Here is a 26,977-nt window from a genome sequence, read left to right as displayed (position 1 = left end):
ATTCTTTTCTATGGCATAATTTCCGCTATGAGTTTCAAGGTTGCCGTCGCAGGATGCACGGGATACGCGGGAGGTGAGGTGCTGCGACTGCTCCTGCAACACCCCGAGACTGAGATTGGTGCCCTGGCAGGCAACTCATCAGTGGGCGACCGGCTGCGAGACCACCAGCCCCACCTGGCGCCCCTCGCTGACCGGGAAATAGTCGCCACTGCCGCCGAGAATCTCGCCGGCCACGATGTCGTCTTCCTGGCCCTGCCTCACGGGGCGAGCGCCGGGATCGCCGGGCTGCTCGGAGCGGAGACGCTGGTCATCGATGCCGGGGCCGATTTCCGGCTGCGCGATCCCGGGCAGTGGAGGCGTTTCTATGGAAGCGAGCATGCGGGCACCTGGCCCTACGGTCTGCCCGAGCTGCCCGGCTGTCGGGATGCCCTGCGCGACACCGGACGAATAGCGGTGCCCGGCTGCTACCCAACGGCGGCCACACTTGCTCTGTTCCCTGCCGTTCAGGCAGGTCTGATCGACCCTGCGGGAATCGTCATCGTCGCCGCATCCGGGACATCCGGGGCGGGGAAGGCCGCCAAACCGCATCTCCTCGGCTCGGAGGTCATGGGTAGCGCCTCGGTCTACGGGGTCGGAGGGGTGCACCGGCACATTCCCGAGATCATCCAGAATCTCTCCTCGGTGACAGGTGAACGGGTCGGTGTCTCGTTCACCCCCATGTTGGTGCCGATGCCCCGGGGCATCCTCGCGACCTGCTCCGCCCCCAGGGTCGGTGACGTCGCGGAAGACGAGGTGCGGAGATCCTACGAGGCTGCCTATGCGGACGAACCATTCGTTGACCTGCTGCCCGAAGGTGTGTGGCCCACGACCGCGGGTGTCCTCGGGTCCAACCGGGTCACGGTGCAGGTCGCCGTCGATGAGGCTGCGGACCGGGTTGTGGTGGTTTCGGCCATCGACAACCTCACCAAGGGCACCGCCGGCGGTGCCGTCCAGTCCATGAACATCGCCCTCGGTCTCGACGAGACCACCGGCCTGAGCATGATCGGAGTGGCACCGTGAGCGTCACGACCCCTACAGGATTCGTCGCCGCTGGAATCGCAGCCGGCATCAAGACCGGCGATCGCCTCGACCTGGCCGTCGTTTCCAACCTCGGGCCACGGTTTGCTGCGGCCGGGGTGTTCACCCGCAACCGAGTCTTCGCAGCGCCCGTCGACTGGTCCCGGCGGGTCGTCGCCGATGGCCAGCTGCGCGCGGTGGTCCTGAACTCCGGCGGGGCGAACGCCTGCACCGGCCGGCCGGGATTCGAGGACGCTGGGGTCATGGCCGAGGCGACGGCCACCGGACTCGGGGTGAGGGCGGGAGAGGTTGCCGTCTGCTCCACCGGACTGATCGGTGTCCGGCTGCCCATGGCAGAGGTCACCTCCGGCATCGAACGGGCCTGCTCGCGGCTGTCCCGGGAGGGGGGAGAGGATGCCGCGACCGCGATCATGACCACCGACACCGTCAGTAAGCAGGCCGTTCACCACGGCGAGGGCTGGAGCATCGGAGGCATGGCCAAGGGGGCCGGGATGCTCGCGCCCGGCCTTGCGACGATGCTCGTGGTGCTGACCACCGATGCCGACCTGGAGGCACCGGCTCTGGACGCGGCACTCCGCGAGGCGAGCCGCGTCAGTTTCGACAGGGCCGATGCGGACGGCTGCATGTCCACCAACGACACCGTGCTGTTGCTTGCTTCTGGGGCCAGCGGTGTCACGCCGGACGGGCGGGAGTTCACCGCTGCGCTGAGCGAACTCTGCCAGGATCTCGCGCGCCAGCTGATTGCCGACGCCGAGGGTGCTAGGCACGAGGTAGCCATTGAGGTCGTCGGTGCCGCATCCGAGCGTGACGCGGAGACGGTGGGCCGTGAGGTGGCGCGCAGCAACCTGTTCAAGTGTGCGATCTTCGGGGGCGACCCGAACTGGGGGCGCGTGCTGTCAGCCATTGGTGTCACCGACGCCGTTTTTGAAGCTGACCGGCTGGACGTCTTCTTCAACGGCATCCAGGTCTGCCGCGATGGCGGGATCGGTGACCCTCGCGAACTGGTCGACCTGTCCGGTCGCAGGGTCCACGTCCTGATCGATCTGCACGCGGGTGATGCGACGGCCACCATCCTCACCACCGACCTCACGTACGAATACGTGAAGGAGAATGCGGAGTACTCCTCATGACCCTCCGATACACCCATCCCGACCACAACCTGCTTCTGACCAAGGCCAACACCCTCATCGAGGCCTTGCCATGGATCGGCCAATTCGCGGGCGAGACTGTCGTCGTCAAATACGGCGGAAACGCCATGATCGACGACGACCTCAAACGCGCTTTCGCCGAGGACATCGTGTTCCTGCGCCGCGTCGGCCTGAAACCGGTGGTCGTTCACGGCGGCGGACCCCAGATCAGTTCCATGTTGGAGCGGCTCGGCATCACCTCGGAGTTCCGCGGCGGTCTCAGAGTGACAACGTCCGAAGCCATGGATGTGGTGCGCATGGTGCTGGTGGGACAGGTTGGCAGGGAACTGGTGGGTCTCATCAACGCCCACGCGCCATTCGCTGTCGGCTTATCTGGTGAGGACGGCGGACTGCTGCGGGCTCGGCGCCGTGGTCTGGTCGAGGACGGAGAGGAGATCGACCTGGGTTTTGTCGGTGACGTCGATTCCGTCGATTCCTCCGCGCTGTTCGACCTGATCGAGGCGGGCCGCATTCCGGTGGTCGCAACCGTCGCGCCCGGACCTGATGGTCAGATCTACAACGTCAATGCCGATACCGCAGCCTCGGCCCTGGCCATTGCGCTCGGGGCAAAACGCCTGGTCATGCTCACCGACGTGGCGGGGCTGTACGCGAACTATCCCGACGAGTCGACCATCATCTCCTCCATCACTCCCGAGGAGGTGCGCCAGTTGATGCCCGGCCTCACTTCGGGGATGGTCCCGAAGATGGAGGCGTGCGCGCGGGCCGTGGAGGGCGGGGTGCGCTCCGCCACCATCATCGACGGCCGCGTGCCGCACTGCCTGCTGCTGGAGATCTTCACCGACGACGGGGTGGGAACCATGGTCTGCGAGGAGACGGCATGAGTCACGAAACCGAACTCGGGAGCCGCTACGGGGCGGTCATGATGAACGCCTTTGGGGCGCCTCGAAGGATCTTCGCCCGCGGCGAGGGCATCCACCTGTGGGACGTTGATGGAACCCGCTACGTCGACCTGCTGGCGGGAATTGCCGTCAACGCCCTGGGACACGCGCATCCCGCCGTCGTGGAGGCCGTCACCAGGCAGCTGAAAACCCTCGGGCACATCTCAAACTTCTTCGCCTCCGAGCCGCAGATCCGGCTGGCAGAACGCCTCTCGGAAGCGGCTGGTGGGGGCAGGGTTTTCCTTGCCAACTCGGGGGCTGAGGCCAACGAGGCCGCATTCAAGGTGAGTCGCCTGACCGGTCGGACCCGTCTCGTGGCGATGGAGGGATCTTTCCACGGTCGGACCATGGGGGCGCTGGCCGTCACGCACACCGAGAAGTACCGGGAACCCTTCGAACCGCTTCCCGGGGAGGTCACGTTCGTTCCCTTTGGTGACGCTGGAGCTCTTGAAGCGGTCGTGGATGAAACGGTGGCCGCGGTGGTCATCGAACCTGTCCAGGGGGAGTCCGGGGTGATCCCGGCCCCGGAGGGATACCTGGCTGCTGCCCGGGAGATCGCCTCCCGTACCGGGACTCTGCTGTGGATCGACGAGGTCCAAACCGGCATTGGTCGTTGTGGCGAACTGCTGCTGAGTCGTGCCCAGGGGGTGACAGCGGATCTGGTGACGGTGGCCAAGGGCCTCGGGAATGGGTTCCCCATCGGGGCCTGCATCGCCACGGGGCGCGCCGCGGACCTGCTGACCCCCGGCGGGCATGGCAGCACTTTTGGGGGCAACCCCGTCGCGGCGGCGGCTGGCAATGCCGTCCTGGACGTGGTGGGCAGCGGCCTGCTCGAGGATGTCCGTCGCGTCGGCGACTGGTTCGCTTCAAAGATCATGGGCCTGGGATGCCCGGAGATCGTAGGGGTGCGCGGGGCGGGCCTGCTACGGGGTATCGTGCTCACCCGGGAGGCGGCTCCGCGGGTGGTGGAGCTGGCCCTGTCGGAGGGATGGTTGCTGAACGCTCCGCGCCCCGATGTGCTGCGGGTTGCTCCGCCGCTGATCATCACGGAGGCCGACCTGGCCCCCTTCGTGACCGCCCTGCCCGGATGGTTGGAGAGATGTAATGCCTGAGATGAAACGGTCCGCCCGCCTCGCCCTGTTGCGGAGTCTGCTGGAGGAAGGGGAGTTCGCCTCGCAGCAGGAGTTGAGTGCTGCGTTGGGGGAACGAGACGTGGAGGTGAGTCAGTCCACCCTGAGTAAGGACCTCCTGGCTCTCGGTGCGGTGAAACGCCGCACTCCCGAGGGGAGTCTCGTCTACGCCGTCGGTGATGAAGCGGAGGGCGGTGGAGTGGCGGCGGAGAAACTGGCCCGCCGCTGCGTGGAACTGCTGCAGTCGATACAGCATGCAGCAAACCAGATCGTCATCAAGACCCCGCCCGGCGCCGCTCAGTTCCTGGGGGCGCACGTGGATAGAACACGACTGCCCGGGGTGATGGGCACCATCGCAGGCGACGACACCCTGCTGTTGGTCACCACGGACCCAGAAGCCGCGGCACGCACCGCCGGCATCATCGCTCACATGACACGCACCGGGAAGCCGACGAGGCTCCGGGACCTGGAGAAGGAGGGACAGTGACCGAGGGAAGGCTCTGGGGGGGACGGTTTGCCGGGGGACCTGCCGACGCGATGTTCGAGCTGAGTCGCTCCACCCAGTTCGATTGGCGTCTGGCCCCCCATGACATTGCCGGATCGCGGGCCCATGCCAAGGCCCTCCACGCGGCTGGGCTGCTGACTGATGACGAGGCTGCTGCTATGGATGCTGGGCTCGCGGAGCTACTGCGTCGAGTGAACGCAGGGGAGTTCTCCCCGGCCCCCGCTGATGAGGACGTCCACGGCGCGCTGGAAAGGGGTCTCAAGGAGATCGTCGGCCCTGAACTCGGTGGCCGGTTGCGGGCGGGGCGCTCTCGTAATGACCAGATCGCCACTCTGATCCGCAGCTACCTGCGCGATGAGGTGCGCGTGCTGGTGGCGGAGGTTCTGGATGTTGTCGAGGCCCTGGCCGGGCAGGCGAAAAAGAACCTGGGTGCCGTGATGCCAGGACGCACCCACCTGCAATCTGCCCAGCCGGTGCTGTTGAGCCACCACCTATTGGCGCACGCCTGGCCGCTGTTGCGCGACGTCTCCCGCCTGAGGGACCTCGATACCCGCCTGGCTGTCAGCCCCTACGGTTCGGCCGCCCTTGCCGGGACCTCGCTCGGTCTGGACCCGGGCTTGGTGGCCCGTGAGCTAGGCTTCACGTCGTCGGTGCCGAACTCCATCGACGGCACTGCTGCTCGTGACCTGGTGGCCGAGATCGCATGGATCCTGGCGCAGATTGGGGTGGATCTGTCTCGTCTCAGTGAGGATGTGATCCTCTGGTGCACCGCGGAGTTCGGTTTCGCGAAACTGGCTGATGAGTGGTCCACGGGCAGTTCGATCATGCCCCAGAAGAAGAACCCCGACGTGGCTGAGTTGGCCCGCGGCAAGGCGGGACGGCTCATCGGGAATCTAGCGGGTCTCCTTGCGACGCTCAAGGGAATGCCGCTGGCCTACAACCGAGATCTCCAGGAGGACAAAGAACCGGTATTCGACGGACTGGACCAGTTGAGAATCCTGCTGCCCGCAGTCGCCGGGATGATCGCCACCCTGACCTTCGACCGCGAACGCATGGCCGCGGTGGCTCCCGCAGGTTTCTCTTTGGCCACCGACGTCGCTGACCACTTGGTGAGAATGCGTGTGCCTTTTGCCGTCGCACATGAGGTAGCGGGAGAGACGGTGCGCTACTGCGAGAACCGAGGAATCACCCTCCAGGACCTCACTGAGGCCGACCTGCCCGGCATCAGTGAGCATCTCGACCTCGGAGTGCTCGAGGTGCTGACGGTAGAGGGGTCGGTGAACGCCCGCAACGGGCGTGGCGGCACCGCGACTGCCCGCGTGGCGGAACAACTGGAGGAGGTTTTCGCGCTCCTCGAGGAGAACAGGGCCTGGAGCTAAGCAGGTGGATTCATCTAGGCCACTGTGTCGAGACCATGTTTGGCCCGCTGACCGGCCATGGAGCGGCATTGAAGAAATACATGTGCAAAAACTTCTGGGGCCCCCGAACCGGTTCGGGGGCCCCAGAAGTTTTTGCACTCAGGCTGCGTGACGGCAGGTCGGGCAGGTGCAGTCCTTGCAGACGCAGGAGGCGCAGGATGCGCAGCTGCAGGACCCGCAGGAGCAGGTGTTGTGAGAGCAGTTTTCGCAGGTGCAGTTTTCGCAGGTGCAGGTGGCACAGGTGTCGGAGCAGTTTCCGCAGGTGCAGGTGGTGCACTCGTCGTAGTGGCCATCGTGCTCGCGGTGCGCGTGACCGTCGTGGATATAGTCGACGTGATCGAAGTGGATCACGGCCTCGTGACCGCAGTTCGGGCCGTGGGTGTGCTTGTGGGCCTCGGCGGCGATGTGTTCAGTGGTCGTGGTCATGTTTCCCCTCCTGGGTGTGTTTCATCGCGTCGCCCAGGATGTGAGCGACGTGCTGATCGCAGATGCTGTACCAAACTCCCTGCCCCTGCCTGCGGGTGGCGACCACGCGGGCGCCTCGCAGTATCCGCAGGTGCTGGGAGACCAGCGGTTGGGGCAGCCCGAGGTCTTCGACGAGCTGTCCCACGGTGTGCTCTCGGATGGAGAGCAGGTGCACGATGGCAGCACGCACCGGATTCGCCAGCGCCTTGAAGAGGCTGCTGACCGGCTCGTACTCGGCGACCTCCGTGCCTGACATGCCTCCATTCTTATATGCGAATATCTGCATTGCAAATCCTGGGGAGGGTGGGATGAATCCGCGCGAGCGCGTGAGTAGGCTGCCTTCGTGAACGCATTGCTCGACGACCTCTGCTGGCGTGGGTTGATTGCCCACTCGACCGACCTGGAAGCCCTCGGGGCCCACATGGACGAGGGGCCTGTCAAGTTCTACGTGGGTTTCGACCCGACGGCGCCGAGTCTGCACATGGGAAATCTTGTGCAACTCCTGTTCGCCCGTCGTCTGCAGCAGGCCGGACACAAACCGCACTTGTTGGTGGGTGGTGCCACGGGGCAGATTGGTGATCCCAAGGAGACGGGGGAGCGGGTGATGAACTCCAAGGAGGTCGTCGCCGGATGGGTGGAGCGGATTCGTGCCCAGGCTGAGCGTTTCGTTTCCTTCGAGGGGGGCAACGCCGCGGTGATGGTCAACAATCTCGACTGGACCGCAGGGATGTCGGTTCTCGATTTCTTGCGCGATGTCGGGAAGCACTTTCCCGTGAATCGGATGCTCGCTCGCGACGTGGTGGCGCGTCGGCTGGATTCTGGGATCAGCTACACGGAGTTCTCTTACGTACTTCTCCAGTCGATGGACTACCGGGAGTTGTACCGCCGGTACGGAGTCACCCTGCAACATGGCGGTTCGGACCAGTGGGGGAATATTACTGCGGGAGTTGAACTACTTCGTCGGTCCGATCAGGTGCGGGCGCATGCTCTGGCCACACCTCTGCTGACCAAGGCTGATGGCACGAAGTTCGGCAAGACCGAGTCCGGTACCGTCTGGCTTGACCGTGAGCTGACTAGCCCCTATGCCTTCCATCAGTTCTTCCTCAACGCGGAGGACGTGAAGGTGGTTGATTACCTGAAAGTATTCAGTTTCCGAACTCGTGAGGAGATCGAGGAACTGGAGAAGGCCACTGAGAACGAACCTCACAAGCGGCTGGCTCAGAAGGCTCTCGCTGATGACGTCACCGACATCGTGCATGGAGTCGAGGAACGGAAGGGAGCGGTGGCTGCTGCCGCGGCTCTGTTTGGTCGAGGTGAGCTATCCGGGTTGTCGGAGGAAACTCTCCGGGGAATCATGCGTGAGCTCAAGGCTCCGGAGGTGAAGCTCCCTATTCCTTTGGCGGATGCCTTCCTGATTGCTGGGATCGTTGAGTCGAAGGCTGCGGCAAGACGTGCTGTCCTCGAGGGGGGCGCGTACGTGAATAACGAGAAGATCACCGATCCCGAGTTCAGTCTGACGGAGACCGATCTCCTAGGCGGTTGCTGCGCGATCGTGCGCAGGGGGCGGCGGACCGTCGGTGGGATCCAGATCGGAGTGGACTGATGTGGCTTTCGTGCCCGCTAGGCGGGGCTAGAAGAGCCGCCCCTGGCGTGGAGTTGCGCGATCCGTTCTAGGCGTGTAATCTACCTCAGGCTCTCGGGGCGAACTTATTGGGAACCCCGATTCCGATCGTCTGATTTTGAGGCGAGTGTGGTCGCATGGATCCCACTCAGGGTCGCGAAAGAAGATGAAGATCCGGTTGACGGATTGAGGAAATGGGTCTAAGATGAATGAGCTTCGGTCAGGCCGAAGCAAACTCAGGACAACTTAATCAGGGCTTGATTTGACTATCAAAATGAGTCCGGGTAAAGTTGATCGAGTCGCCAGCCGCATGGATGGCTTCCGAAGTTTGAGAACTCAACAGCGTGCTTTAAGTCAATGCCATTTTTTGGGGATGGATCAGGGATTTTTTGTTCTTGGTTTGTTTCTTGTTTTTTCCTTTGATTGATGGCTCCTGTGGCATGCATGTTTGTGTGTGTTGTGGGGGTTTGTCGGTGATTGGGTTCTGTGTTGAATTTTTGGATGTGCCTGTGTCTGCATTGTTGTGTGGGTGTGGGTGTGTTTGATTTTTTCGATGGAGAGTTTGATCCTGGCTCAGGACGAACGCTGGCGGTGTGCTTAACACATGCAAGTCGAACGGTAAGGCCCTTTCGGGGGTACACGAGTGGCGAACGGGTGAGTAACACGTGAGTAACCTGCCCTCATCTCTGGGATAACAGTCGGAAACGGTTGCTAATACTGGATATGAGCTTGCAAGGCATCTTGTGGGTTGGAAAGATTTTTTGGTTGGGGATGGACTCGCGGCCTATCAGCTTGTTGGTGAGGTAGTGGCTCACCAAGGCTTCGACGGGTAGCCGGCCTGAGAGGGCGACCGGCCACATTGGGACTGAGATACGGCCCAAACTCCTACGGGAGGCAGCAGTGGGGAATATTGCACAATGGACGGAAGTCTGATGCAGCAACGCCGCGTGCGGGATGACGGCCTTCGGGTTGTAAACCGCTTTCAATTGTGACGAAGCTTTTTGTGACGGTAGCAGTAGAAGAAGCACCGGCTAACTACGTGCCAGCAGCCGCGGTGATACGTAGGGTGCGAGCGTTGTCCGGATTTATTGGGCGTAAAGAGCTTGTAGGTGGTTTGTCGCGTCGGGAGTGAAAACTCAGGGCTTAACTCTGAGCTTGCTTTCGATACGGGCTGACTTGAGGGAGGTAGGGGAGAATGGAATTCCTGGTGGAGCGGTGGAATGCGCAGATATCAGGAGGAACACCGGTGGCGAAGGCGGTTCTCTGGACCTTTCCTGACGCTGAGAAGCGAAAGCGTGGGGAGCGAACAGGCTTAGATACCCTGGTAGTCCACGCTGTAAACGGTGGGTACTAGGTGTGGGGGACATTCCACGTTCTCCGTGCCGTAGCTAACGCATTAAGTACCCCGCCTGGGGAGTACGGCCGCAAGGCTAAAACTCAAAGGAATTGACGGGGCCCCGCACAAGCGGCGGAGCATGCGGATTAATTCGATGCAACGCGAAGAACCTTACCTGGGTTTGACATATGCCGGAAGCGTTCAGAGATGGGCGTGCTTTTTTGGTCGGTTTACAGGTGGTGCATGGCTGTCGTCAGCTCGTGTCGTGAGATGTTGGGTTAAGTCCCGCAACGAGCGCAACCCTCGTCCAATGTTGCCAGCGGGTTATGCCGGGGACTCATTGGAGACCGCCGGGGTCAACTCGGAGGAAGGTGGGGATGACGTCAAGTCATCATGCCCCTTATGTCCAGGGCTTCACGCATGCTACAATGGCCGGTACAGTGAGCTGCGAGCCTGTGAGGGTGAGCGAATCTCTAAAAGCCGGTCTCAGTTCGGATTGGGGTCTGCAACTCGACCCCATGAAGTCGGAGTCGCTAGTAATCGCAGATCAGCAACGCTGCGGTGAATACGTTCCCGGGGCTTGTACACACCGCCCGTCAAGTCATGAAAGTCGGTAACACCCGAAGCCGGTGGCCTAACCCGTTTGGGAGGGAGCTGTCGAAGGTGGGACTGGTGATTAGGACTAAGTCGTAACAAGGTAGCCGTACCGGAAGGTGCGGCTGGATCACCTCCTTTCTAAGGAGCCAATTTTTTGTGTGTGGCTGGTTTGTTCCTGGATGTTTTTCTGGGGGCTGGTCATGTTTTTGGTTTCTGGGTGGAACGTTGGCTTGTACCATGTTTGTGGTGGCGCGCTGTTGGGTTTTGAGAGGTCGGTGGTCTTTGTGTGGCTGCGGTTTCTCTGTGGCTCCTAGGGGTCTCCCGGTTGTGTCGGGGGGTTTTTGGGGGTGTGTGTTTTGAGAACTTTATAGTGGACGCGAGCATCTTTGTAGATTTTGTTGTTGTTTTTTGGCAAGCTACTAAGTGCGATCGGTGGATGCCTTGGCACCAAGAGCCGATGAAGGACGTTGTAACCTGCGATAAGCCCAGGGGAGTTGGTAAACGAGCTGTGATCCTGGGATGTCCGAATGGGGAAACCTTGAATTTCCGGAGTTGTGTCCGGTGACCTCTGTCTGAATGTATAGGGCAGTTGGAGGGAACGCGGGGAAGTGAAACATCTCAGTACCCGTAGGAAGAGAAAACAATAGTGATTCCGTGAGTAGTGGCGAGCGAAAGCGGAGGAGGCTAAACCCGTGCCGTGTGATAGCTGACAGGTGTTGCGGTATGGGGGTTGTGGGGTGCGATGTGGTCTGGCTGTTGACGGGCCGGCGAGTTATAAATGATGGATGAAGTTGAACTGGTTGGAAAGCTGGAGCGTAGAGGGTGATACTCCCGTAGGCGTATGTCTGTCACTCGTTGTCGTTTTTCCCAAGTAGCACGGAACTCGTGGAATTTCGTGTGAATCTGGCAGGACCATCTGCTAAGCCTAAATACTCCTTGGTGACCGATAGTGTATTAGTACCGTGAGGGAATGGTGAAAAGTACCCCGGGAGGGGAGTGAAATAGTACCTGAAACCGATCGCATACAATCCGTCGGAGCTTAAAATTTTTTGTTTTGGGTGACGGCGTGCCTTTTGAAGAATGAGCCTGCGAGTTAGTGGTGCGTGGCGAGGTTAACCTGTGTGGGGTAGCCGTAGTGAAAGCGAGTCCTAATAGGGCGTTGTAGTCGCGTGCTCTAGACCCGAAGCGGGGTGATCTATCCATGGCCAGGGTGAAGCGAAGGTAAGACTTCGTGGAGGCCCGAACTCACTTGGGTTGAAAACCGAGGAGATGAGCTGTGGATAGGGGTGAAAGGCCAATCAAACTCCGTGATAGCTGGTTCTCCCCGAAATGCATTTAGGTGCAGCGTTGCGTGTTTCTTGCCGGAGGTAGAGCACTGGATGGTCTAGGGGGCCCACAAGCTTACCGAAATCAGCCAAACTCCGAATGCCGGTAAGTGAGAGCGTGGCAGTGAGACTGTGGGGGATAAGCTTCATAGTCGAGAGGGAAACAGCCCAGATCATCAGCTAAGGCCCCTAAGCGGTAACTAAGTGGAAAAGGATGTGGAGTTGCGTTGACAACCAGGAGGTTGGCTTGGAAGCAGCCATCCTTGAAAGAGTGCGTAATAGCTCACTGGTCAAGTGATTCTGCGCCGACAATTTAGCGGGGCTCAAGTTATCCGCCGAAGCTGTGGCATTCACATGTGTGACCGGAAGGTTGTGTGGATGGGTAGGGGAGCGTCGTGTGCGTGTTGAAGCGGTGGGGTGACCTGATCGTGGAGTGCATACGAGTGAGAATGCAGGCATGAGTAGCGAATGACGGGTGAGAAACCCGTCCGCCGATTATCCAAGGGTTCCAGGGTCAAGTTAATCTGCCCTGGGTTAGTCGGGACCTAAGGCGAGGCCGACAGGCGTAGTCGATGGACAACGGGTTGATATTCCCGTACCGGCGAAACAACGCCCGTGCTGAGGCGCGCGATGCTAAGCATGCGAGACTGTCTGTTGCCTTTCGGGGTGGCGGGTGGTTGAGTCTGTGACCCGAGTGTGTAGTAGGCAAGCTGCGGAGGGACGCAGGAAGGTAGCTCATCCTCACGCGTTGGTTGTTCTGAGGCTAAGTGTGTAGGGTGGGATGTAGGTAAATCCGCATTCCGTGATGCCTGAGACATGATGGGCCCGTACCTTTTGGTTCGGGTTGAGTGATCCTATGCTGCCTAGAAAAGCTTCGTTAGCGAGTTGTTAGCCGCCCGTACCCTAAACCGACACAGGTGGATAGGTAGAGTATACCGAGGCGATCGGGATAATCGTGGTGAAGGAACTCGGCAAAATACCCCCGTAACTTCGGGATAAGGGGGACCTGCGACGTGTTAGAACTTGCTTCGAGAGCGTCAAGGGTCGCAGAGACCAGGCCCAAGCGACTGTTTACTAAAAACACAGGTCCGTGCCAACTCGTAAGAGGACGTATACGGACTGACTCCTGCCCGGTGCTGGAAGGTTAAGGGGAACTGTCAGCCATTTTGTGTGGTGAAGCGGTGAACTTAAGCCCCAGTAAACGGCGGTGGTAACTATAACCATCCTAAGGTAGCGAAATTCCTTGTCGGGTAAGTTCCGACCTGCACGAATGGAGTAACGATTTGGGCGCTGTCTCCACCACGAACCCGGTGAAATTGCATTACGAGTAAAGATGCTCGTTACGCGCAGCAGGACGGAAAGACCCCGGGACCTTTACTATAGTTTGGTATTGGTGATCGGTGTGACTTGTGTAGGATAGGTGGGAGACTGTGAAGCCGGGACGCTAGTTTCGGTGGAGTCGTCGTTGAAATACCACTCTGGTCACTCTGGTTATCTAACCTAGGACCGTTATCCGGTTCAGGGACAGTGCCTGATGGGTAGTTTGACTGGGGCGGTCGCCTCCTAAAAGGTAACGGAGGCGCCCAAAGGTTCCCTCAGCCTGGTTGGCAATCAGGTAGCGAGTGTAAGTGCACAAGGGAGCTTGACTGCGAGACTGACGGGTCGAGCAGGGACGAAAGTCGGGACTAGTGATCTTCTGGTAGCGAATGGAAGCGCCAGGACTCAACGGATAAAAGGTACCCCGGGGATAACAGGCTGATCTTGCCCGAGCGTCCATAGCGACGGCATGGTTTGGCACCTCGATGTCGGCTCGTCGCATCCTGGGGCTGGAGTCGGTCCCAAGGGTTGGGCTGTTCGCCCATTAAAGCGGCACGCGAGCTGGGTTTAGAACGTCGTGAGACAGTTCGGTCCCTATCCGCTGCGCGCGTAGGAGTCTTGAGAAGGGCTGTCCTTAGTACGAGAGGACCGGGACGGACCAACCTCTGGTGTGCCAGTTGTTCCGCCAGGAGCACGGCTGGTTGGCTACGTTGGGAAGTGATAACCGCTGAAAGCATCTAAGCGGGAAGCACGCTTCAAGATGAGGACTCCCACACCATCAAGGTGGTAAGGCCCCCTGCAGACCACAGGGTCGATAGGTCGGACGTGGAAGCACAGTAATGTGTGAAGCTGACCGATACTAATAGGCCGAGGGCTTGCCACAACAACAACACCTACTCGCGTCCACTATGAGGTATCCCAAAACACACACAACACCACAACAAACAAAAACATATTCTTTTGTGTCACGGACTTGTTCCGGTGGCCATAGCGAGAGGGAAACACCCGGTCCCATCCCGAACCCGGAAGTTAAGCCTCCCAGCGCTGATGGTACTGCACACGCGAGTGTGTGGGAGAGTAAGACGCCGCCGGACACACAAACCCACAACTGCCCCCACACCCCAAACACGTGTGGGAGCACAACCACACCCACGTGGGCACGCAGACGTGCCCGTCATCATGGGCTGGTTTCCTGCGGTATTGCCTGTAAACTTGAGGCCCGGGTGCCCGATCCCGGGCGTCACACAGGCAAGGGAGCCTCGAAATGGAACGGATGTCTGGCCTTGGCAGATGCGACGCGGCGCACATGTCATGCATCGGGAGCCTGCTTGGTGAGGTGAGGTTATGAGTTTCCACAAGAGCGGTAGCCCGGCGGCCATCGCGACGGAGGTTACGAGTCTTTTCTGGCTAGCCGATGCGACGGGCGGCGCGGCTGTGGCTGAAGTGGTGGATCGTGGGCAGTCGTGGCTGGAGACCCGCCGTCTCACCCACGGAACCCCGAGCTCTGAAGACGCTGCCAGGTTCGGGAGGCGCCTCGCGCGGACCCATGCGGCTGGCGCGTCACACTGGGGTGCGCCACCACCGGGTTTGCGCGAGACCGATGCGCGGTTGGCGGAGCTGCCGGCTCCCGTCAGTCGTGCCCCCAGATGGAACGGGTGGGGCGAGTTCTATGCCGAGGCGCGGTTGCGTCCCTACTTGAGGCTGGCGGAGGTTCCCCGGGAAGCCAGGTTGGTGCTGCATCGAGCCATTGACTTGGTGGCGGAGGGGCGTTTCGATGCGCCCCAGCCCGCACTGGTCGGGGATGTCGCGAGGATCCACGGCGATCTCTGGGCCGGGAACGTGATGTGGGCCGTCACGCCTGGTGCTGAGGGAACAACTGGTACGTTGCTCGACCCGTCGGCCCATGGCGGGCACGCCGAGACAGATTTGGCGGAGCTGGCGCTTTTCCGGGCCCCGCATCTGGATTCCATCATCGCCGGCTACCAGGAGGTCAGTCCATTGGCGGATGGGTGGCAGCACCGGGTGTCTGTGCACCAATTCCACATGGTTCTCGTGCATGCTGCTCTCTACTCCGGGAATTACATTCCCCAAGCCCTCACCCTGGCCCGACGGCTCAGGGGTGATGCGGAGCGGAGCAGGCAGCTGGTCAGGCTCGGTACCGCTGACCTTGCCAGTTGATCACCGGGCCCGGGGGTAGTCCTCGGGCGGGATACCGACCCCGACGGGGAACTCTTCCTCGGGGGCATCCATGACCTCGATCTCCTCGTCGATGGGATCGGCGAGGGTGTAGTCCTCCTCGAGGCTGATCGAGATCTGTTGTCCCTTCCGCTCAAGTGGGCTTCGCAGGATGCCGTCGTGTTCCTTGGTCATGCTGAACTGGGGAGCGATGATGTGTCCCGCGTTGACTCGCGGATCCGCGGCTGGTTCCGGCTCGGCGAGCCCGGCGGTGACGGGAACCTCGTCGACCTCGGTTTCATCGATCAACAGGTCGCTTTTTGATGGTGTTGCGTCGTGCCGTGAGTCGGGGGTGGCATCGTCTTGCTTGGCTTCGAAGGGCTGGGCGATCGGTGCGGTGATCCTTGGGATGTCGGGGATGGTCGCGGCGTCGTGGTGTGCCGTGACGGGGTAGGCCGGCGTCGAGGGGGTGAGGTATTCCGTTCCGGGGATGTCCAAGGGAGCGGTGAAGGAAGGGGCTTCCGGTGCTGGGCCGGTTGCGATGAGCCGGGCGAAACTTCCGGTGTCGGTGAGAGCCTCCAGATCGTCTTTCCCGTTGGGTCGGGGAGCTGGTTCTTCATCCTTGATGACGGGGATCAGGCGGGTCGCTGTGACTGCCTCCACGTCCTCCGGCTCGGGCCACGCCGTGGTGTGGCTGGTGCTCTGCGGCTTCTCCTCGGACTTGACGGTCTCCCGCTCCTTCCAGGCGGCGGTGAGTTCGTCGAAATTGGTGAAGGTGGGCTCTGGAATCAGCGGCATCAGGCGAGTTTCGGTGGCCTCTTCGTCCGGTTCGGGTTCTTCGCCTTCAGCGGATTCCTCGGTGGCGGATTCCTCGGCGGTGGGCTGTTGTTCTTCGTTCTCTTCGGTCCCGTCGGTTTTCTCGTCCACCGGATCGGTATCCACCGGCTCCGCAGGGGCGTCCTCTTCAGGGGTGTCTTCTACGGGTGCGTCCTCTGCGGTCACGCTGGTCGGTTCGGGTTCCTCGGTTGCAGCGGCCTTGGTGTCTGCTGTTTCTTCGGCTGGCTCGAGGTCTGCTGGTTCCTCGTCGTGTGCGTCGTGGTCCGGGATTTCCACCTCGTGTTCGACGACGGCTGTGGGGGCGAGCTGCTCGTGGGAGTGAACGTCTGGTTCTTCGCCTTCAGCGGATTCCTCGGTGGCGGATTCCTCGGCGGTGGGCTGTTGTTCTTCGTTCTCTTCGGTCCCGTCGGTTTTCTCGTCCACCGGATCGGTATCCACCGGCTCCGCAGGAGCATCCTCTGCGGTCACGCTGGTCGGTTCGGGTTCTTCGGTTGCATCGGCCTTGGTGTCTGCCGTTTCTTCGGTGTCTGCCGCTTCCTCGGCGTCTGCTGTTTCCTCTGCTGACTCGAGGTCTTCCGGTTCCTCGTTCTCGCCCTCGTCCTCCGTGGCGGGTTGCATGCTGGGGAGGGCGCTGGATGCGAACGTGATCGGGGTTTCCTGTGCGGCTCCGGTGCCAGGACCGATTGTCTGCCAGGAATCTTCCTTGATGACTTCGGTCTGCCCGGTGGCCTCGTCGACGATGTCCTCGTGGACGGGTTCGGCTTCCGATGCTTCTTCTTCGGTATCGGCCTCGGGAGCCGGGGTGGGGGTGGCCTGGTCACGTTCGGAGGCGAGCATGGCCTGGAGTTCCGCGGCTTCGCGGCGGGCATGGGAGAGATCGTCTTCCAGGGACTCGATTCGTTCGATGAGGGTAGGCATCGTCTTGTCCCAGGCGGTGGTGGCGCGGTTCTCCAGCCGGGCCATGTCGATTTCCTGTTTGTTGATCCGTTCCTCCAGCTCGACCACCTGGCGACGGGCCTGTTCGGCGTCGTTGATGTGCTGGTTGGCCTCCTGCACGCGGGTTTCCGCTTCGGCGGCACGGGTCTCGGCGGCGCGGGCCATCTGGTCGGCCTCCTGGGCCTTGGCCTCGGCCTCGGAAACGCGTTGATCGGCCTGCGTGATCTGCTGACCGGCCTCCTCAACCTTCGCCTCAGCCGCTTCGACTTTTGCTTCAGCTTCCTGGGCCTTGGCCTCGGCCTCACGGGCACGCTGATTGGCCTCCTCGATCCTGACTTCGGCTTCGCGGGCCTTGGTCTCGGCGTCACGGGCCTTGCTCTCGGCCTCGTTGGCGCGGGCTTCCGCATCCAGAAGTCGCGGATCGGAAGCCTCGGGCTCGGGGGCGGGGGACGTGGTCTGGTCGGCGATCCGGGGGATCAGGTGGGTGTCGACGGCGGAGTCGTCGGAGATGGTGTGGTCGTTGAGGGGATCGGGCCGAGCAGTCCCCGTCTCGGCGGGGGCTGCGTTACCCGTGGGCGACGGGCTGGGCGCAAAGGGCGATGGGCTCGACACCGGCTGCTGTGGATCGGATGCGGAAGCCACGATCGGGGAGGGGGACTGCGTGGTGACAGGTGATGTCTGTGCGGTCACGGGAACTGCACGGGAAGTGAGAGGGGTGGGTTCCTTCTTCTCCTCGACCCTGGAGGTCTTCAACGCATCCGTCGCTGGTGTCTGTGACGAATCCTGTTCGGCGGCCAGTTTCGCGCGGGCGGAACGTTTTCCGAGTACCCATCCCAGGAACAACGCCAAACCGACGCACACGACAAGAATTGCCGCCAGTTCGATGGCCAGCAGAAGATATCCGTTCATGATCTACCTTTCCCCTCGTTGCACGAACGTCACTCGCCGGTTCGCTGCTTGGCCCTCCGGAGTCGAATTCGATTCCGCGGGTTCTGTGTCGGCTTTTCCGACTGCCACCAGTTGATCGCGATTCGCCCCTGCCGCAACGAGGGCGTCGACCACGCGCTGTGCGCGTTTCTCCGACAGTTCCCGCCGGAAATCAGAAGAACGCCCGTTGTCCGTGTGCCCGGCGACTTCGACGGTGACATCTGGATTGGCCTGGAGCCAGACCGCCAGTTCAACGATCTTGGTCCGTTCGCTGGACGAGACTTCTGACTCCCCACCCTCGAACTTCACCACCGACTTCGGCATCTCCTTGGGAGTCGGGCTGGGCGACGGACTGGGGGATGGCGTCGGTTCGGAGGGGCTGGGTGTGGGTGTGGGAGAGGGACTCGGGGTGGGCGTCGCGGGCTTCGTGGCCTGTGACGTGGATGCGGCGGGCAGCGAGGAACGATCGGCTTCGGCGCGGATCACCCCCGGGATGTCCAGCACCAGTTTCATCGCCGTCGGCAGTTGGTCTGGATCGGCGGCGGAGACGGTGGCGGTCAACCCGGAGAAGGCGACGTGGGCGTCAAGTCCCTGGGCTGCGAGCGAGCGGGTCGCCTCCTCGGTGAGTGTCCGTTCCACGAGCAGCGCACCACCTGCCGCCCCGACGGCCACGAGTGCGACCAACCCGGCGACCCCGGCCACCATGGTTCCCTTCACGGCACCTCCATACTCTTGTGAACCGACCTTATATCCCGACTTGCTGCATCCGGGTATCCGATCCAGTTTCACTGAACGTTTTTGCGTTCACATCCTAACTTTCGTCTGGAATCATCTAGTATTCCACTTCGGGGGAAGACCTACAAAAAGGGGATAACATGTCCGCGAGTGTCCTCAGGAGGTGTCCCGGCACTGAGGCACTGTGGGGTGACATATCCAACGAGGGCGGAAGGAAGCGCAATGGATGGAAAATTCGGCAGCAGCAAGCACAGTGATCTCAAGCTTGTTCTCAGTGCCATCAGGCGGGCCATACCGGAGCTTCATGGCGTCATGATCGCTTCTCAGGACGGCCTGGCCATTGCTCACGACTTCCCGGAAGCGGATGCAGAACGCATCGCCGCGATGGCCGCCACCGCCCTGGGAATTGGGAAACGTATCTCCGAGCGCACCAACATGGGTGACTTGTCGGAGTCCGTCATCCATGGCAGGAACGGATACCTGGTCGTCTACGGGGCCGGCGAGGACGCAGTGCTGGTGATGCAAGGACCGATTGAATCCAACCTTGGCCTGATGCGGATAGAGGCCCGCGTCGCGGCCGTGGAGATCAAACAGCTACTCACGAGGGCCTGATCATGGAGACATTGCACGTGATGGTGCGGGAGGCGGTCGGGCAGATTCCCCCGCAGCGACTCCTGCGCGACGAGGACCGCGACGCCATTCGACGCCACCAGGAGCGGTTGCTGGCCCTCGGGCCCGAGGTCGCGCAGGGCCTGGAAGAGGTCCTGTACTCCCGGTTGCCCGAGGGTGCTGAGCCGTCGCGGGAGGACCTGGAGCGCTGGTGGGGGCGGACGGTGACCGGGCCGTGGGATGACGACTACCTGGTCTGGATGGCCTTCATCGGGCTGGTGCACGTCACCAAGGGCGCCGCGAACCCCATGATGTTGGCAGCCTCGGACCACGTGGTGCAGCTGGTGGTGGACGCGCTGGTCCGCTCCGAGATCCCCGACGAGGAGCGGTGGGCGCTGCTAGATGCCGTCGGTAGGCTCGCCGGCACCGTACGGGTGGTCATCGCGTGGAGCCACGAGCGTGCGGTCAGCACTGCCCTGTACGAGGCGGCTGGGATGCCGGAGGGCCTGCTGGCAAGGCTGCGCGACCAAGAGGTTGGCGCATTTCTCGGACGGGCTCGCGCTGAGCTGAGCCTGTAGCGTGACGTCATGATGCGACTGCGAAGTGATGTGCATGCCTGGCTGACCGACATGGATGGGGTCCTGGTGCACGAGGAACAGGCGCTTCCCGGGGCCCAGGAGCTGATCGAACAGTGGACCCGCACGGAAACGCCGTTCCTGGTGCTGACGAACAACTCGATCTTCACCCCCCGCGACCTCTCGGCGCGGCTGCGTGACTCTGGGCTGGAAGTTCCCGAGGACCACATCTGGACCTCGGCCCTGGCCACCGCCACCTTCCTGGAGCAGCAGCAGCCGGGGGCCTCGGTGTATGTGATTGGCGAGGCGGGCACCATAACCGCCCTTCACGAGGCCGGTTTCGTGCTTACCGACCGCAATCCGGATTTCGTGGTCATAGGGGAAACTCGAACGTATTCATTTGAATCAATCACTCGTGCAATTCGATTGATCGAATCCGGTTCGCGTTTCATCGTCACAAATCCTGATGCCACAGGGCCCAGCAACGATGGGATATTGCCCGCCACCGGAGCAATTGCTGCTCTTGTGAGTGAGGCGACACAGAAGAAACCTTATGTGGTCGGGAAACCGAATCCGATGATGTTCCGTTCTGCGCTGAATCGGATAGGCGCACACAGTGAACACACGGGAATGATCGGTGACCGAATGGACACCGACATCGTCGCCGGAATGGAGGCCGGTCTCCATACCGTTCTGGTGCTCACCGGGATCACCACCCGTGAATCTGCCAAGAGATTCCCTTTCCGCCCGAGCGAGATAGTCGAGGGTGTGCACGAACTCGTCGAAAAGGATTCAACCGGCGGCGACGGCGAGGAGCGGTAGGGCGGCTGATACCAGGGCCAGGAGGGTGTCGCGCCAGGTCCAGTGGAGGTCGTGCAGGCGGGTCGGGTGACGGGTGATGCCGTAGCCGCGGGAGATCATCGCCGCTGCCAGGTCCTCCGACATGCGAATTCCGCTGGTCAGCAGCGGCACCATGATGGTGGCGTGGGCCAGGACGCGACGCACCGGGCCGCGTGAGTCGATGTGAGCTCCCCGGACCCGCTGGGCCTCGGTGATCTGGCGGGAACGCCGCCGCAGGGTGGGGATGAAACGCAGCGCGGTCGTGCACACGAACACCAGCGGATTCGGCAGCCGGAGGGTGCGCATCAGGGTGGTGAATCGTTCGGCGGGGGTGGTGGCCAGCAGCGCTGCCGTCGAGCACAGCATCGTCACCAGCCGCAACACCAGGGTGGAGGCGTACCCGATTCCGCCCGGGGTGAAGGCGGCGAAACCGAAGACCAGGGCCAGTACGGGGAGCATCGGGGCCAAGAGCCCCCAGAGCCCACGCATCCCGCGTACCCGCACCAGGGCTCCGGCGGTGAGCGCGGCCAGCCCGAGGTAGACCAAGGGAGCGGAGGCAAGGAAGGTCGCGGCGACGACGGCTGTCAGCGCCATGAGCTTTGAACGCACATCGAGACCGTTCCCGCGTGCGGTCGCATTCCCGGGATCCTTCGGGGCTATCTCTGGGACGGGAGCGGGCAGCGTCACGGTGTGGGAGGCGTGACGGGCCGCCAGGGGCAGGTCGTGGGTGATCATGACGATCGTGGTGCCGTCGCGATTCAGGTCCGTCAGCAATCCCATGAGCGCCTCGGCGCCCCGCCAGTCCAAGCCGCTGGTGGGTTCGTCGAGAATGAGGACGTCGGGGTTCATCACCAGGGCAGAGGCCACCGCCAGTCGCTGCCGGTCCCCGCGTCCGAGCCGCAGCGGATGCAGTCCTGCGACATCCCCCAGCCCCACCCGTTTCAGGGCCCGACCGGCCCGTTCCGCCCCCTCCGGGTCCGGCAGTCCCGCGTTGCGCGGCCCGAAGGCGACCTCGTCGAGGACGGTGTTCGCGAAGATCTGATGGTCGGGGTTCTGGAAGACGAACCCCACCCGCTCGGCGTGGCTGCGGACCGTCCCGGAGGTTGGTTCCAGCAGCCCGGCGAAATGCTTTGCCAGGGTGGTCTTGCCCGCTCCGTTGCCGCCCAACAGCGCGACGAACTCGCCGCGGTGGATGGTGACGTCGACCCCGTCAAGGGCCAGCACCCCCGACGGGTAGCGGTGGGTCAGGTCGATGGCCTCCAGGACGGGGGGAGTCTGTGGTTCGGGTCGCTCCGGCACACCGCCGCGGCACCGGTGGCGGGGGCGGATACCCGCCGCCGCGACCCGCCGCTCGTCGTCGAGGAACGCGCCAGGTGCGCCGAAATACGCGAGTTTCCCCTCCTCCAGCACCAGGAGCAGATCCGCCCAGACGGCCACGGCATCCGGGTCGTGATCCACCATGACCACGGTGCGTCCCGCAGCGCTGAGGTCCGCGACGATGCGCCGCACCGTCGCCGCCCCCTCCGGGTCGAGGGCCGAGGTGGGTTCGTCGAGGACCAGGATCTGCGGTTCCATCGCGAGCGCCCCGGCGATCGCGAGTCGCTGGAGCTGCCCGCCGGACAACGTGGCCGTTTCACGATCCGCCAGGCCCGCCAGCCCGACCTCTTCCAGGGCGCGCCGGGCCCTGAAAAGCACCTCGTCGCGGTCCAGCCCTAGGTTCGCGGGACCGGTGGCGACGTCGTCGATCACCAGGCGCTCCATCACCTGGGCTTCCGGGTTCTGCGAGACCAGGCCGACGACGCGCACCAGGCGGGGCGGGGTCGTCTCGTGGGTGGCGATGCCCGCGACCCGCAGCTGCCCGTAGAGGTCGCCGGGGTGGTGGTGGGGGACCAGGCCGTTCAGGGTCATCGCGAATGTCGACATGCCTGCACCCGCGGCGCCCATCACCGCGACGCGGCTTCCTGCGGGGATGTCGCAGGTGATGTCGGCTAGCTGCCGGGTTCCGGTGCCGCGGTGGGAGAAACCGAGCCCTCGGGCCTCGATCACCGGTGCGTCGGTTTCGCTGTCAGTTCCGCCACCGGATGCCACGGGACGTGTCCGGGAACCGCATTCCGCAGGTCGGCGACGGAGGCCGGGTCGCAGGCGAGGAGCACGCAGCTGGCAGGCCCACCCGAGACGTCGAGGGGGAGGGGGTGGGGCAGCCACGTGAGAGCGCATCCGCTGGATTCGGCGAGCTGCCCGGCCTCGTAACTGATGCCCCGCGACCCGACCGGCAGGGCGTCGTGGACCGCTCCGGTGGTGACGAGGGTCTGCACGGTAGACAGCGGCACGATGTCCGGATGGCCGATGAAAACCTCGTCGTGCGGGGCGGAACGCGGCCAGCCGACACAGATCACCACGTCGCCCGGGCGGCCCCCACCGGTGAGCAGGTCACCTGCCAGGGTGCCGATCACCGTCACCCCGACCCCCGTCGCGGGTGAGGGCACGTTCTCCTCCGTGCTGCCCGTCACCGCGTCGCCTCGGATGCCGACCTCCGAGGCGACCGCGCGGAACGTGTCGATGAAGACGGTGGCCTCGGCCATGTCGTGGCAGAGGGTGTTGACCAACGCGACGGGTTGCGCCCCGGAGCACAGCACCTCCAGCAGCGGCACCCGGGCCGCGAAGTGCGCCACCACGTCGGCGGACACCCGCACCAGATCGGCGGGTCGCGGTCCAATACCGCCCACCGAGTCGCAGGCGATCACCAGAGGCGGGGAGCCGTCGACGATCAGGAGGTCGCGGACGGGACGAACCGGGTCCGTCACGATGTGCTGCGGCCCATGAGTCGTACGGAACGTTCGGCGAGCCCAGCCGCCGCCAGGGCGATCCCCGCGATCACGGCCACGACGACATTGATGGCGGAACCCACCAGCAGCGGCACCACCTGCGCGGCATACATTCCGAGCCCGCCGATGGGAAGCAGGACCGCGGGGGCCAGCAGACCGTTGAGAAGCACCGCCACCGCAGCGGCCACCACGGCGCCCAGGGGCCGGGCCAGCACGCCGAGGACCCAGGCGAACACGAACATTTCCGCCGCGATGATCAGGTGGATCGGCAGGCCCAGCGGGAAACCGGCGGTCGCGGCGGAGATCAGGTGTCCGAGCGCCCCCACGACACCACCCTCCAGCGGGGAGAAGGCGACCGCGGCCAGATATCCGGGGGCCGCGTCGAGAGCGACGGTGCCCGTCGGGCTCGGGATCTTGATGAACGCCCCCACCCCCGACAGCGCCACCAGGATCGCGACCCGCGCCACCCGTCGCGGTGAGAGAAACCCGTTCGAACCGGATGTGGACACGGTGGGTTGTTCGCTCATGGGACCTTCCTCGTGACGGACGTAAACCGGTCCTGAACATAGCGGAGCCGAGAGCGTGATCTCGACAGGGGTCGCTTCTTTGGCGCAGTGTGGTGGGATGAGTGCATGACCACTCAAGTTGATTTCTGGTTCGACCCGACATGCCCGTGGGCGTGGATGACCTCCCGCTGGATCCTGGAGGTGGAGAAGGTTCGCGACGTGAAGGTCACCTTCCACACCATGAGCCTCTACATCCTCAACGAGGGACGCGACCTCGACCCCGGCTACCGGGAACGCATCGACGCCACCCTCGTCGCTTCGCGTGCGGCAGCCGCGGTGCAGAAACTCCACGGCCACGACGTCCTGCGCGACTTCTACACCGCGCTCGGCACCCGTTTCCATCCCGGAGGTGAGCCGGTCGACGTCGAGACCGTCGCCGCGGCCCTCGCCGACTGCGGCCTGGAGGCCGACATCGCTGAACGCGTCACCACCGACGAATTCGACACCGACCTGCGCGCCTACCAGAAGGTGGCCCAGGACCTCGTCGGAACGGACGTCGGCACCCCGGTCATCCGCGTCAACGGCATGGCGCTGTTCGGTCCCGTCATCTCGCCCGCCCCGAAGGGCGAGGCCGCGGGTGAGCTGTTCGACGGTTTCGTGAAAGTCACCGCCTACCCGGGATTCTTCGAGCTCAAGCGGTCCCGCGACGTCGGTCCGATCTTCGACTGAGAAAGTAGCGACGCCGGTTGTTCACAGCTTGTGGCGTGAAGCCACGGGCAGGGCAACCGGCGTCGTCCGGGAAAAGGGTCAGCTGCGGATCTGGCTCGCCATCTGGGAGTCGGTCTCGCGCATGGCGTTTGCCATGAACGCAGACCGTTGGCGATTCCGTCGAGGGACGAGATGGTGTTGCTGGCCGAGGTCGTGAAATTCTGGTACATCTCGTTGAACGCACCAGAGGCCTGGTCGGTCACGAAACCATTGGACACCAGGTTGTCGATGCGGGTTTTCAGGGCACTCAGCTTCTGGGTGATCTCTTCTTTACCGCTGACCAGTGCAGAAGCCTCGCTCTCCATCGCTTCGTAGGAGACATTGAGATTCGCTGCCATGAGTCGTCCTTCCTTTCTTGCGTGGGGATGTTGCTATAGGTTGGCGGCGGTTCCCCACCGTGCCTCCGCCAAGTCTTGTGTCAGGCGTTCTCGCCGAGCTGAATGAGCTGAGGCAGGAGGTCGCCGACGAGGAACGAGGTCAGCGGCCAGAACGCGGTGGTCAGGTTGCCGATCTCGCTGCCGGTGAAGTAGAGACACACGTCGCGTTCAACGCCGTTCACCGGACGAGTGCCCGCCAAGGCGCCCCGGAGGAACAATTTGTTCTCCCCGTTCTCGAACGAGGACACCACCCGTGACGCCTGGAAAACCCGGATGCCGAGCGCATCCACCGTCTCGTCGGCACGTTTGATGACAGTGTCTCCCGGGGTGTCGTCGACAAGCAGGCTGGGCAGCATCGCTGTCTCGCCGGCATCCGGTGAGGCGAACACCGCGACCAACAGCGGCATGGTGTCGGGAAGCAGCAGGGCGCAGCACGCTACCGCAGGCTCGGGGATACCAAACGCCGTCATTTCCAGGAGCACGGCTGCCGTGCCCTCGGGATCCGTGACGATACCGGTCCGCATCAGATCGGGGAACACCTCATTCAGCCACGCCGGTGCCTGCTCCTGCGGCATGTTGGGCGGCAGCGGCAGCACCACGGGTGTCGGTTCACTCATCGGGCTTCTCCTCCTCGGCGGACTCGTCCGGGTCATCCTCGTCGACCCAGCTCACGGCAGTCACCCAGGCGTCGAAGAACTCCTCCACCCCGTCGAGGGCCGTGGAGGCCTCCTCGGCCAGCATGCAGCTGACGGATGCCTCGATCGCCATCCAGCGGTCCGGTCTGAGGGGTCGCCGATGATGTACTGGACGCGGCGCGACAACCGGGTGGTCTCGGCAGCCGCCGCCAGCAGCTCGTCGCGGATGGTCAACTCGAGGATGTCCTCGGGAACCTCGGCGAGCGAATCGAGCAGGGCCTTCTCCGGATCCTCCGGCATCCGGATCTTCAAACCCACCATGTTCTGGGGCTCGATCGTCGAGAACTCCCCGTCCGAGTCCGCGGCCAACGCGACGAGTACCTCCATGGGATCGGAATCCGTGGTTGTCATGTCGAAGGGGCGGGTCACGATCATGGGCCGTACCGGGGAGAGCCGGGGATCCTCGGCAGGCAGGTAGGCCGCCCAGGCTCCCTGGCTCGAGATCTCCTCGAGCTGGGTCGTCATCCGGCTAGTGACCCAGCCGGAGACGCGGACGCGCGTCACCTCGTCATCGATGTCCGCGAACATCCGATCAGTCAACTGTTTGACCGACGAACGATCCAGTGGATCCAGTCGCACCTGGACCCAGTCATCCGGGAGAAGATAGTTGTATGTCACCATGAGGCTTATTCACAGAATCCCAAAGATGATTCCTGTGATGGCGTTGACTGTGGTTTGGAATGTCGAGTATGGGCGGCGATAGATGGTGTGGAGGATGCGCCAGGTTTTGAGGTGCGCGATGGCACGTTCGATGGGCCATCTGATGTGGTTGATTCGTTGGTTATAGTCTTTTTCCAGCCCGGTTAGTTTTCGTCCGGGTTGGGTTCTGGCCGGAGTGTGGAGTCCGCGGCCGATGTAGCCTTTGTCAGCGATGATGTTTCTAGCTTTTAGGTGCCTCAGGATTTCGTGGGTATCGAATGCTTTAACGTCATGGATACTCCCTTCGAGGATGGGTGAGATCCACTGGAGGTTTCCGTGGGTGTCAGTGACGGCTCTGGACGTTGACGCCACTGTGGCGGTGCTTGCCTGAGAAGATGGTCTTCTCGGCTTTCCATCTCCAGCAGGGCAGGAGCGTACCGTCGATCAGGAGGGCGGTGTCCTTGGGTACCTGTCGAGTGCCCCTATGATACCTAGAACTGTCGGAATCTGCACCGGTTTTTCTGTCTTGTTTAAGACTGTTGCGTATTGCCGCCTTGAGGCACTCGTAGAGGGCGTTGAACTGATCGTCAACTAGGCCTGTGCTATTATACATTCAGCGGCTCGTTTCGTTAATGTTTTATTCAACACCTATTCTA

At 62.8% G+C, this 26,977-nt stretch carries 23 protein-coding genes and 3 rRNA genes; 15 read left to right on the top strand and 11 right to left on the bottom strand.

Annotated features, from left to right (window positions below; translation table 11 throughout):
• Positions 1 to 27 precede the first annotated feature (27 nt).
• Genes argC through argH form a run of 6 tightly spaced genes read left to right on the top strand, consistent with a single transcriptional unit; the run spans position 28 to position 6,177 of the window.
• Positions 28 to 1,059: an N-acetyl-gamma-glutamyl-phosphate reductase gene (gene argC / locus V7R84_RS09440; RefSeq protein ID WP_338568274.1), complete on the top strand. Its 1,032-nt coding sequence runs from the start codon at positions 28 to 30 to the stop codon at positions 1,057 to 1,059.
• Positions 1,056 to 2,207: a bifunctional glutamate N-acetyltransferase/amino-acid acetyltransferase ArgJ gene (argJ, locus tag V7R84_RS09435; RefSeq protein WP_338568272.1), complete on the top strand. Its 1,152-nt coding sequence runs from the start codon at positions 1,056 to 1,058 to the stop codon at positions 2,205 to 2,207. The genes argC and argJ overlap by 4 nt, the downstream gene beginning before the upstream one ends.
• The gene (argB, locus tag V7R84_RS09430) at positions 2,204 to 3,106 is read left to right on the top strand and encodes an acetylglutamate kinase (RefSeq protein ID WP_338568271.1); all 903 of its coding nucleotides are present in this window, start codon (positions 2,204 to 2,206) and stop codon (positions 3,104 to 3,106) included. Before argJ ends, argB begins: the two co-directional genes overlap by 4 nt.
• Complete coding sequence (locus V7R84_RS09425) at positions 3,103 to 4,275, top strand: acetylornithine transaminase (RefSeq protein WP_338568269.1); 1,173 nt, start codon at positions 3,103 to 3,105, stop codon at positions 4,273 to 4,275. The genes argB and V7R84_RS09425 overlap by 4 nt, the downstream gene beginning before the upstream one ends.
• Positions 4,268 to 4,780: an arginine repressor gene (locus tag V7R84_RS09420; protein WP_338568267.1), complete on the top strand. Its 513-nt coding sequence runs from the start codon at positions 4,268 to 4,270 to the stop codon at positions 4,778 to 4,780. The genes V7R84_RS09425 and V7R84_RS09420 overlap by 8 nt, the downstream gene beginning before the upstream one ends.
• The gene (gene argH, locus V7R84_RS09415) at positions 4,777 to 6,177 is read left to right on the top strand and encodes an argininosuccinate lyase (RefSeq protein ID WP_338568265.1); all 1,401 of its coding nucleotides are present in this window, start codon (positions 4,777 to 4,779) and stop codon (positions 6,175 to 6,177) included. Before V7R84_RS09420 ends, argH begins: the two co-directional genes overlap by 4 nt.
• Positions 6,178 to 6,315: 138 nt before the next feature.
• On the opposite strand, the gene V7R84_RS09410 is transcribed toward argH, so the two are convergent.
• Together V7R84_RS09410 and V7R84_RS09405 are read right to left on the bottom strand one after the other, a co-directional pair.
• The gene (locus V7R84_RS09410) at positions 6,316 to 6,642 is read right to left on the bottom strand and encodes a hypothetical protein (RefSeq protein WP_338568263.1); all 327 of its coding nucleotides are present in this window, start codon (positions 6,640 to 6,642) and stop codon (positions 6,316 to 6,318) included.
• A complete protein-coding gene (locus V7R84_RS09405; protein ID WP_338568261.1) occupies positions 6,626 to 6,937 on the bottom strand; it encodes a metalloregulator ArsR/SmtB family transcription factor in 312 nt (103 codons plus the stop codon). The genes V7R84_RS09410 and V7R84_RS09405 overlap by 17 nt, the downstream gene beginning before the upstream one ends.
• A gap of 87 nt (positions 6,938 to 7,024) precedes the next feature.
• Between V7R84_RS09405 and tyrS the strand changes: the two genes are divergently transcribed.
• From tyrS to V7R84_RS09380, 5 genes are all read left to right on the top strand, one after another.
• A complete protein-coding gene (gene tyrS / locus V7R84_RS09400; RefSeq protein WP_338568259.1) occupies positions 7,025 to 8,284 on the top strand; it encodes a tyrosine--tRNA ligase in 1,260 nt (419 codons plus the stop codon).
• A 568-nt stretch (positions 8,285 to 8,852) separates the two neighbouring features.
• A 16S ribosomal RNA gene (locus V7R84_RS09395) occupies positions 8,853 to 10,373 on the top strand.
• Positions 10,374 to 10,644: 271 nt separating this feature from the next.
• Positions 10,645 to 13,760: ribosomal RNA gene (locus tag V7R84_RS09390) — 23S ribosomal RNA — on the top strand.
• Positions 13,761 to 13,854: 94 nt separating this feature from the next.
• Positions 13,855 to 13,971, top strand: a 5S ribosomal RNA gene (gene rrf, locus V7R84_RS09385).
• The 16S, 23S and 5S rRNA genes sit together here, the layout of an rRNA operon.
• 250 nt (positions 13,972 to 14,221) lie before the next feature.
• Positions 14,222 to 15,055, top strand: coding sequence for a fructosamine kinase family protein (locus tag V7R84_RS09380; protein WP_338568257.1), 834 nt, complete (start codon positions 14,222 to 14,224; stop codon positions 15,053 to 15,055).
• Here the strand turns inward: V7R84_RS09380 and V7R84_RS09375 are convergent, their stop codons facing one another.
• On the bottom strand, positions 15,056 to 17,734 hold the full coding sequence (locus V7R84_RS09375; protein ID WP_338568255.1) for a hypothetical protein: 2,679 nt from the start codon (positions 17,732 to 17,734) through the stop codon (positions 15,056 to 15,058). It abuts the gene before it with no gap.
• A 3-nt stretch (positions 17,735 to 17,737) separates the two neighbouring features.
• Positions 17,738 to 18,469: an OmpA family protein gene (locus V7R84_RS09370; RefSeq protein ID WP_338568253.1), complete on the bottom strand. Its 732-nt coding sequence runs from the start codon at positions 18,467 to 18,469 to the stop codon at positions 17,738 to 17,740.
• Between the two features lie 240 nt (positions 18,470 to 18,709).
• On the opposite strand from V7R84_RS09370, the gene V7R84_RS09365 reads away from it, so the two are divergent.
• The 3 genes from V7R84_RS09365 to V7R84_RS09355 are packed head-to-tail and all read left to right on the top strand — an operon-like array spanning position 18,710 to position 20,493.
• On the top strand, positions 18,710 to 19,099 hold the full coding sequence (locus tag V7R84_RS09365; RefSeq protein WP_338568251.1) for a roadblock/LC7 domain-containing protein: 390 nt from the start codon (positions 18,710 to 18,712) through the stop codon (positions 19,097 to 19,099).
• Positions 19,100 to 19,101: 2 nt separating this feature from the next.
• Positions 19,102 to 19,674, top strand: a complete 573-nt coding sequence (locus tag V7R84_RS09360) for a hypothetical protein (RefSeq protein WP_338568249.1) — start codon at positions 19,102 to 19,104, stop codon at positions 19,672 to 19,674.
• A gap of 12 nt (positions 19,675 to 19,686) precedes the next feature.
• The gene (locus tag V7R84_RS09355; RefSeq protein WP_412728118.1) at positions 19,687 to 20,493 is read left to right on the top strand and encodes an HAD-IIA family hydrolase; all 807 of its coding nucleotides are present in this window, start codon (positions 19,687 to 19,689) and stop codon (positions 20,491 to 20,493) included.
• Here V7R84_RS09355 and V7R84_RS09350 read toward each other — a convergent pair.
• The 3 genes from V7R84_RS09350 to V7R84_RS09340 are packed head-to-tail and all read right to left on the bottom strand — an operon-like array spanning position 20,464 to position 23,863.
• Positions 20,464 to 22,557, bottom strand: coding sequence for an ATP-binding cassette domain-containing protein (locus V7R84_RS09350; protein WP_338568245.1), 2,094 nt, complete (start codon positions 22,555 to 22,557; stop codon positions 20,464 to 20,466). The two genes, V7R84_RS09355 and V7R84_RS09350, sit on opposite strands and share 30 nt — an antisense overlap.
• Positions 22,554 to 23,315 (bottom strand): transcriptional regulator, encoded by a 762-nt coding sequence (locus tag V7R84_RS09345; protein WP_338568244.1) that lies wholly within the window; start codon positions 23,313 to 23,315, stop codon positions 22,554 to 22,556. Before V7R84_RS09345 ends, V7R84_RS09350 begins: the two co-directional genes overlap by 4 nt.
• Complete coding sequence (locus tag V7R84_RS09340) at positions 23,312 to 23,863, bottom strand: ECF transporter S component (protein WP_338568243.1); 552 nt, start codon at positions 23,861 to 23,863, stop codon at positions 23,312 to 23,314. The genes V7R84_RS09345 and V7R84_RS09340 overlap by 4 nt, the downstream gene beginning before the upstream one ends.
• 105 nt (positions 23,864 to 23,968) lie before the next feature.
• On the opposite strand from V7R84_RS09340, the gene V7R84_RS09335 reads away from it, so the two are divergent.
• Complete coding sequence (locus V7R84_RS09335; protein ID WP_338568242.1) at positions 23,969 to 24,571, top strand: DsbA family protein; 603 nt, start codon at positions 23,969 to 23,971, stop codon at positions 24,569 to 24,571.
• Here V7R84_RS09335 and V7R84_RS15485 read toward each other — a convergent pair.
• The 4 genes from V7R84_RS15485 to V7R84_RS15480 form a co-directional block, all read right to left on the bottom strand.
• Positions 24,514 to 24,948 carry a WXG100 family type VII secretion target gene (locus V7R84_RS15485; RefSeq protein WP_412728052.1) on the bottom strand — a complete coding sequence of 145 codons (435 nt, stop codon included), beginning with the start codon at positions 24,946 to 24,948 and terminating at the stop codon, positions 24,514 to 24,516. The genes V7R84_RS09335 and V7R84_RS15485 overlap by 58 nt on opposite strands.
• An 80-nt stretch (positions 24,949 to 25,028) precedes the next feature.
• Positions 25,029 to 25,604: a hypothetical protein gene (locus tag V7R84_RS09330; protein ID WP_338568240.1), complete on the bottom strand. Its 576-nt coding sequence runs from the start codon at positions 25,602 to 25,604 to the stop codon at positions 25,029 to 25,031.
• A gap of 60 nt (positions 25,605 to 25,664) precedes the next feature.
• The gene (locus tag V7R84_RS09325; RefSeq protein WP_338568238.1) at positions 25,665 to 26,303 is read right to left on the bottom strand and encodes a hypothetical protein; all 639 of its coding nucleotides are present in this window, start codon (positions 26,301 to 26,303) and stop codon (positions 25,665 to 25,667) included.
• A 9-nt stretch (positions 26,304 to 26,312) separates the two neighbouring features.
• Positions 26,313 to 26,693, bottom strand: coding sequence for a transposase family protein (locus tag V7R84_RS15480; protein ID WP_412728051.1), 381 nt, complete (start codon positions 26,691 to 26,693; stop codon positions 26,313 to 26,315).
• Positions 26,694 to 26,977 lie beyond the last annotated feature (284 nt).

The organism is Arachnia propionica (genome assembly GCF_037055325.1).
In the GTDB taxonomy this organism is placed as follows: domain Bacteria; phylum Actinomycetota; class Actinomycetes; order Propionibacteriales; family Propionibacteriaceae; genus Arachnia.
Note: the sequence above shows the minus strand (reverse complement) of the source record. Positions and strands in the feature narration are given on the sequence as shown.

Excerpts from the sequence above, each read along its gene's own strand:
- V7R84_RS09365 (WP_338568251.1), top strand. The coding sequence starts at position 18,710 with ATGGATGGAAAATTCGGCAGCAGCAAGCACAGTGATCTCAAGCTTGTT.
- V7R84_RS15485 (WP_412728052.1), bottom strand. The coding sequence starts at position 24,948 with ATGGCAGCGAATCTCAATGTCTCCTACGAAGCGATGGAGAGCGAGGCT.
- V7R84_RS09360 (WP_338568249.1), top strand. The coding sequence starts at position 19,102 with ATGGAGACATTGCACGTGATGGTGCGGGAGGCGGTCGGGCAGATTCCC.
- V7R84_RS09405 (WP_338568261.1), bottom strand. The coding sequence starts at position 6,937 with ATGTCAGGCACGGAGGTCGCCGAGTACGAGCCGGTCAGCAGCCTCTTC.
- V7R84_RS09355 (WP_412728118.1), top strand. The coding sequence starts at position 19,687 with ATGCGACTGCGAAGTGATGTGCATGCCTGGCTGACCGACATGGATGGG.
- V7R84_RS09330 (WP_338568240.1), bottom strand. The coding sequence starts at position 25,604 with ATGAGTGAACCGACACCCGTGGTGCTGCCGCTGCCGCCCAACATGCCG.
- V7R84_RS09335 (WP_338568242.1), top strand. The coding sequence starts at position 23,969 with ATGACCACTCAAGTTGATTTCTGGTTCGACCCGACATGCCCGTGGGCG.
- V7R84_RS09325 (WP_338568238.1), bottom strand. The coding sequence starts at position 26,303 with ATGGTGACATACAACTATCTTCTCCCGGATGACTGGGTCCAGGTGCGA.
- V7R84_RS09340 (WP_338568243.1), bottom strand. The coding sequence starts at position 23,863 with ATGAGCGAACAACCCACCGTGTCCACATCCGGTTCGAACGGGTTTCTC.
- V7R84_RS09425 (WP_338568269.1), top strand. The coding sequence starts at position 3,103 with ATGAGTCACGAAACCGAACTCGGGAGCCGCTACGGGGCGGTCATGATG.
- V7R84_RS09375 (WP_338568255.1), bottom strand. The coding sequence starts at position 17,734 with ATGAACGGATATCTTCTGCTGGCCATCGAACTGGCGGCAATTCTTGTC.
- V7R84_RS09410 (WP_338568263.1), bottom strand. The coding sequence starts at position 6,642 with ATGACCACGACCACTGAACACATCGCCGCCGAGGCCCACAAGCACACC.
- argC (WP_338568274.1), top strand. The coding sequence starts at position 28 with ATGAGTTTCAAGGTTGCCGTCGCAGGATGCACGGGATACGCGGGAGGT.
- argB (WP_338568271.1), top strand. The coding sequence starts at position 2,204 with ATGACCCTCCGATACACCCATCCCGACCACAACCTGCTTCTGACCAAG.
- V7R84_RS09380 (WP_338568257.1), top strand. The coding sequence starts at position 14,222 with ATGAGTTTCCACAAGAGCGGTAGCCCGGCGGCCATCGCGACGGAGGTT.
- V7R84_RS09420 (WP_338568267.1), top strand. The coding sequence starts at position 4,268 with ATGCCTGAGATGAAACGGTCCGCCCGCCTCGCCCTGTTGCGGAGTCTG.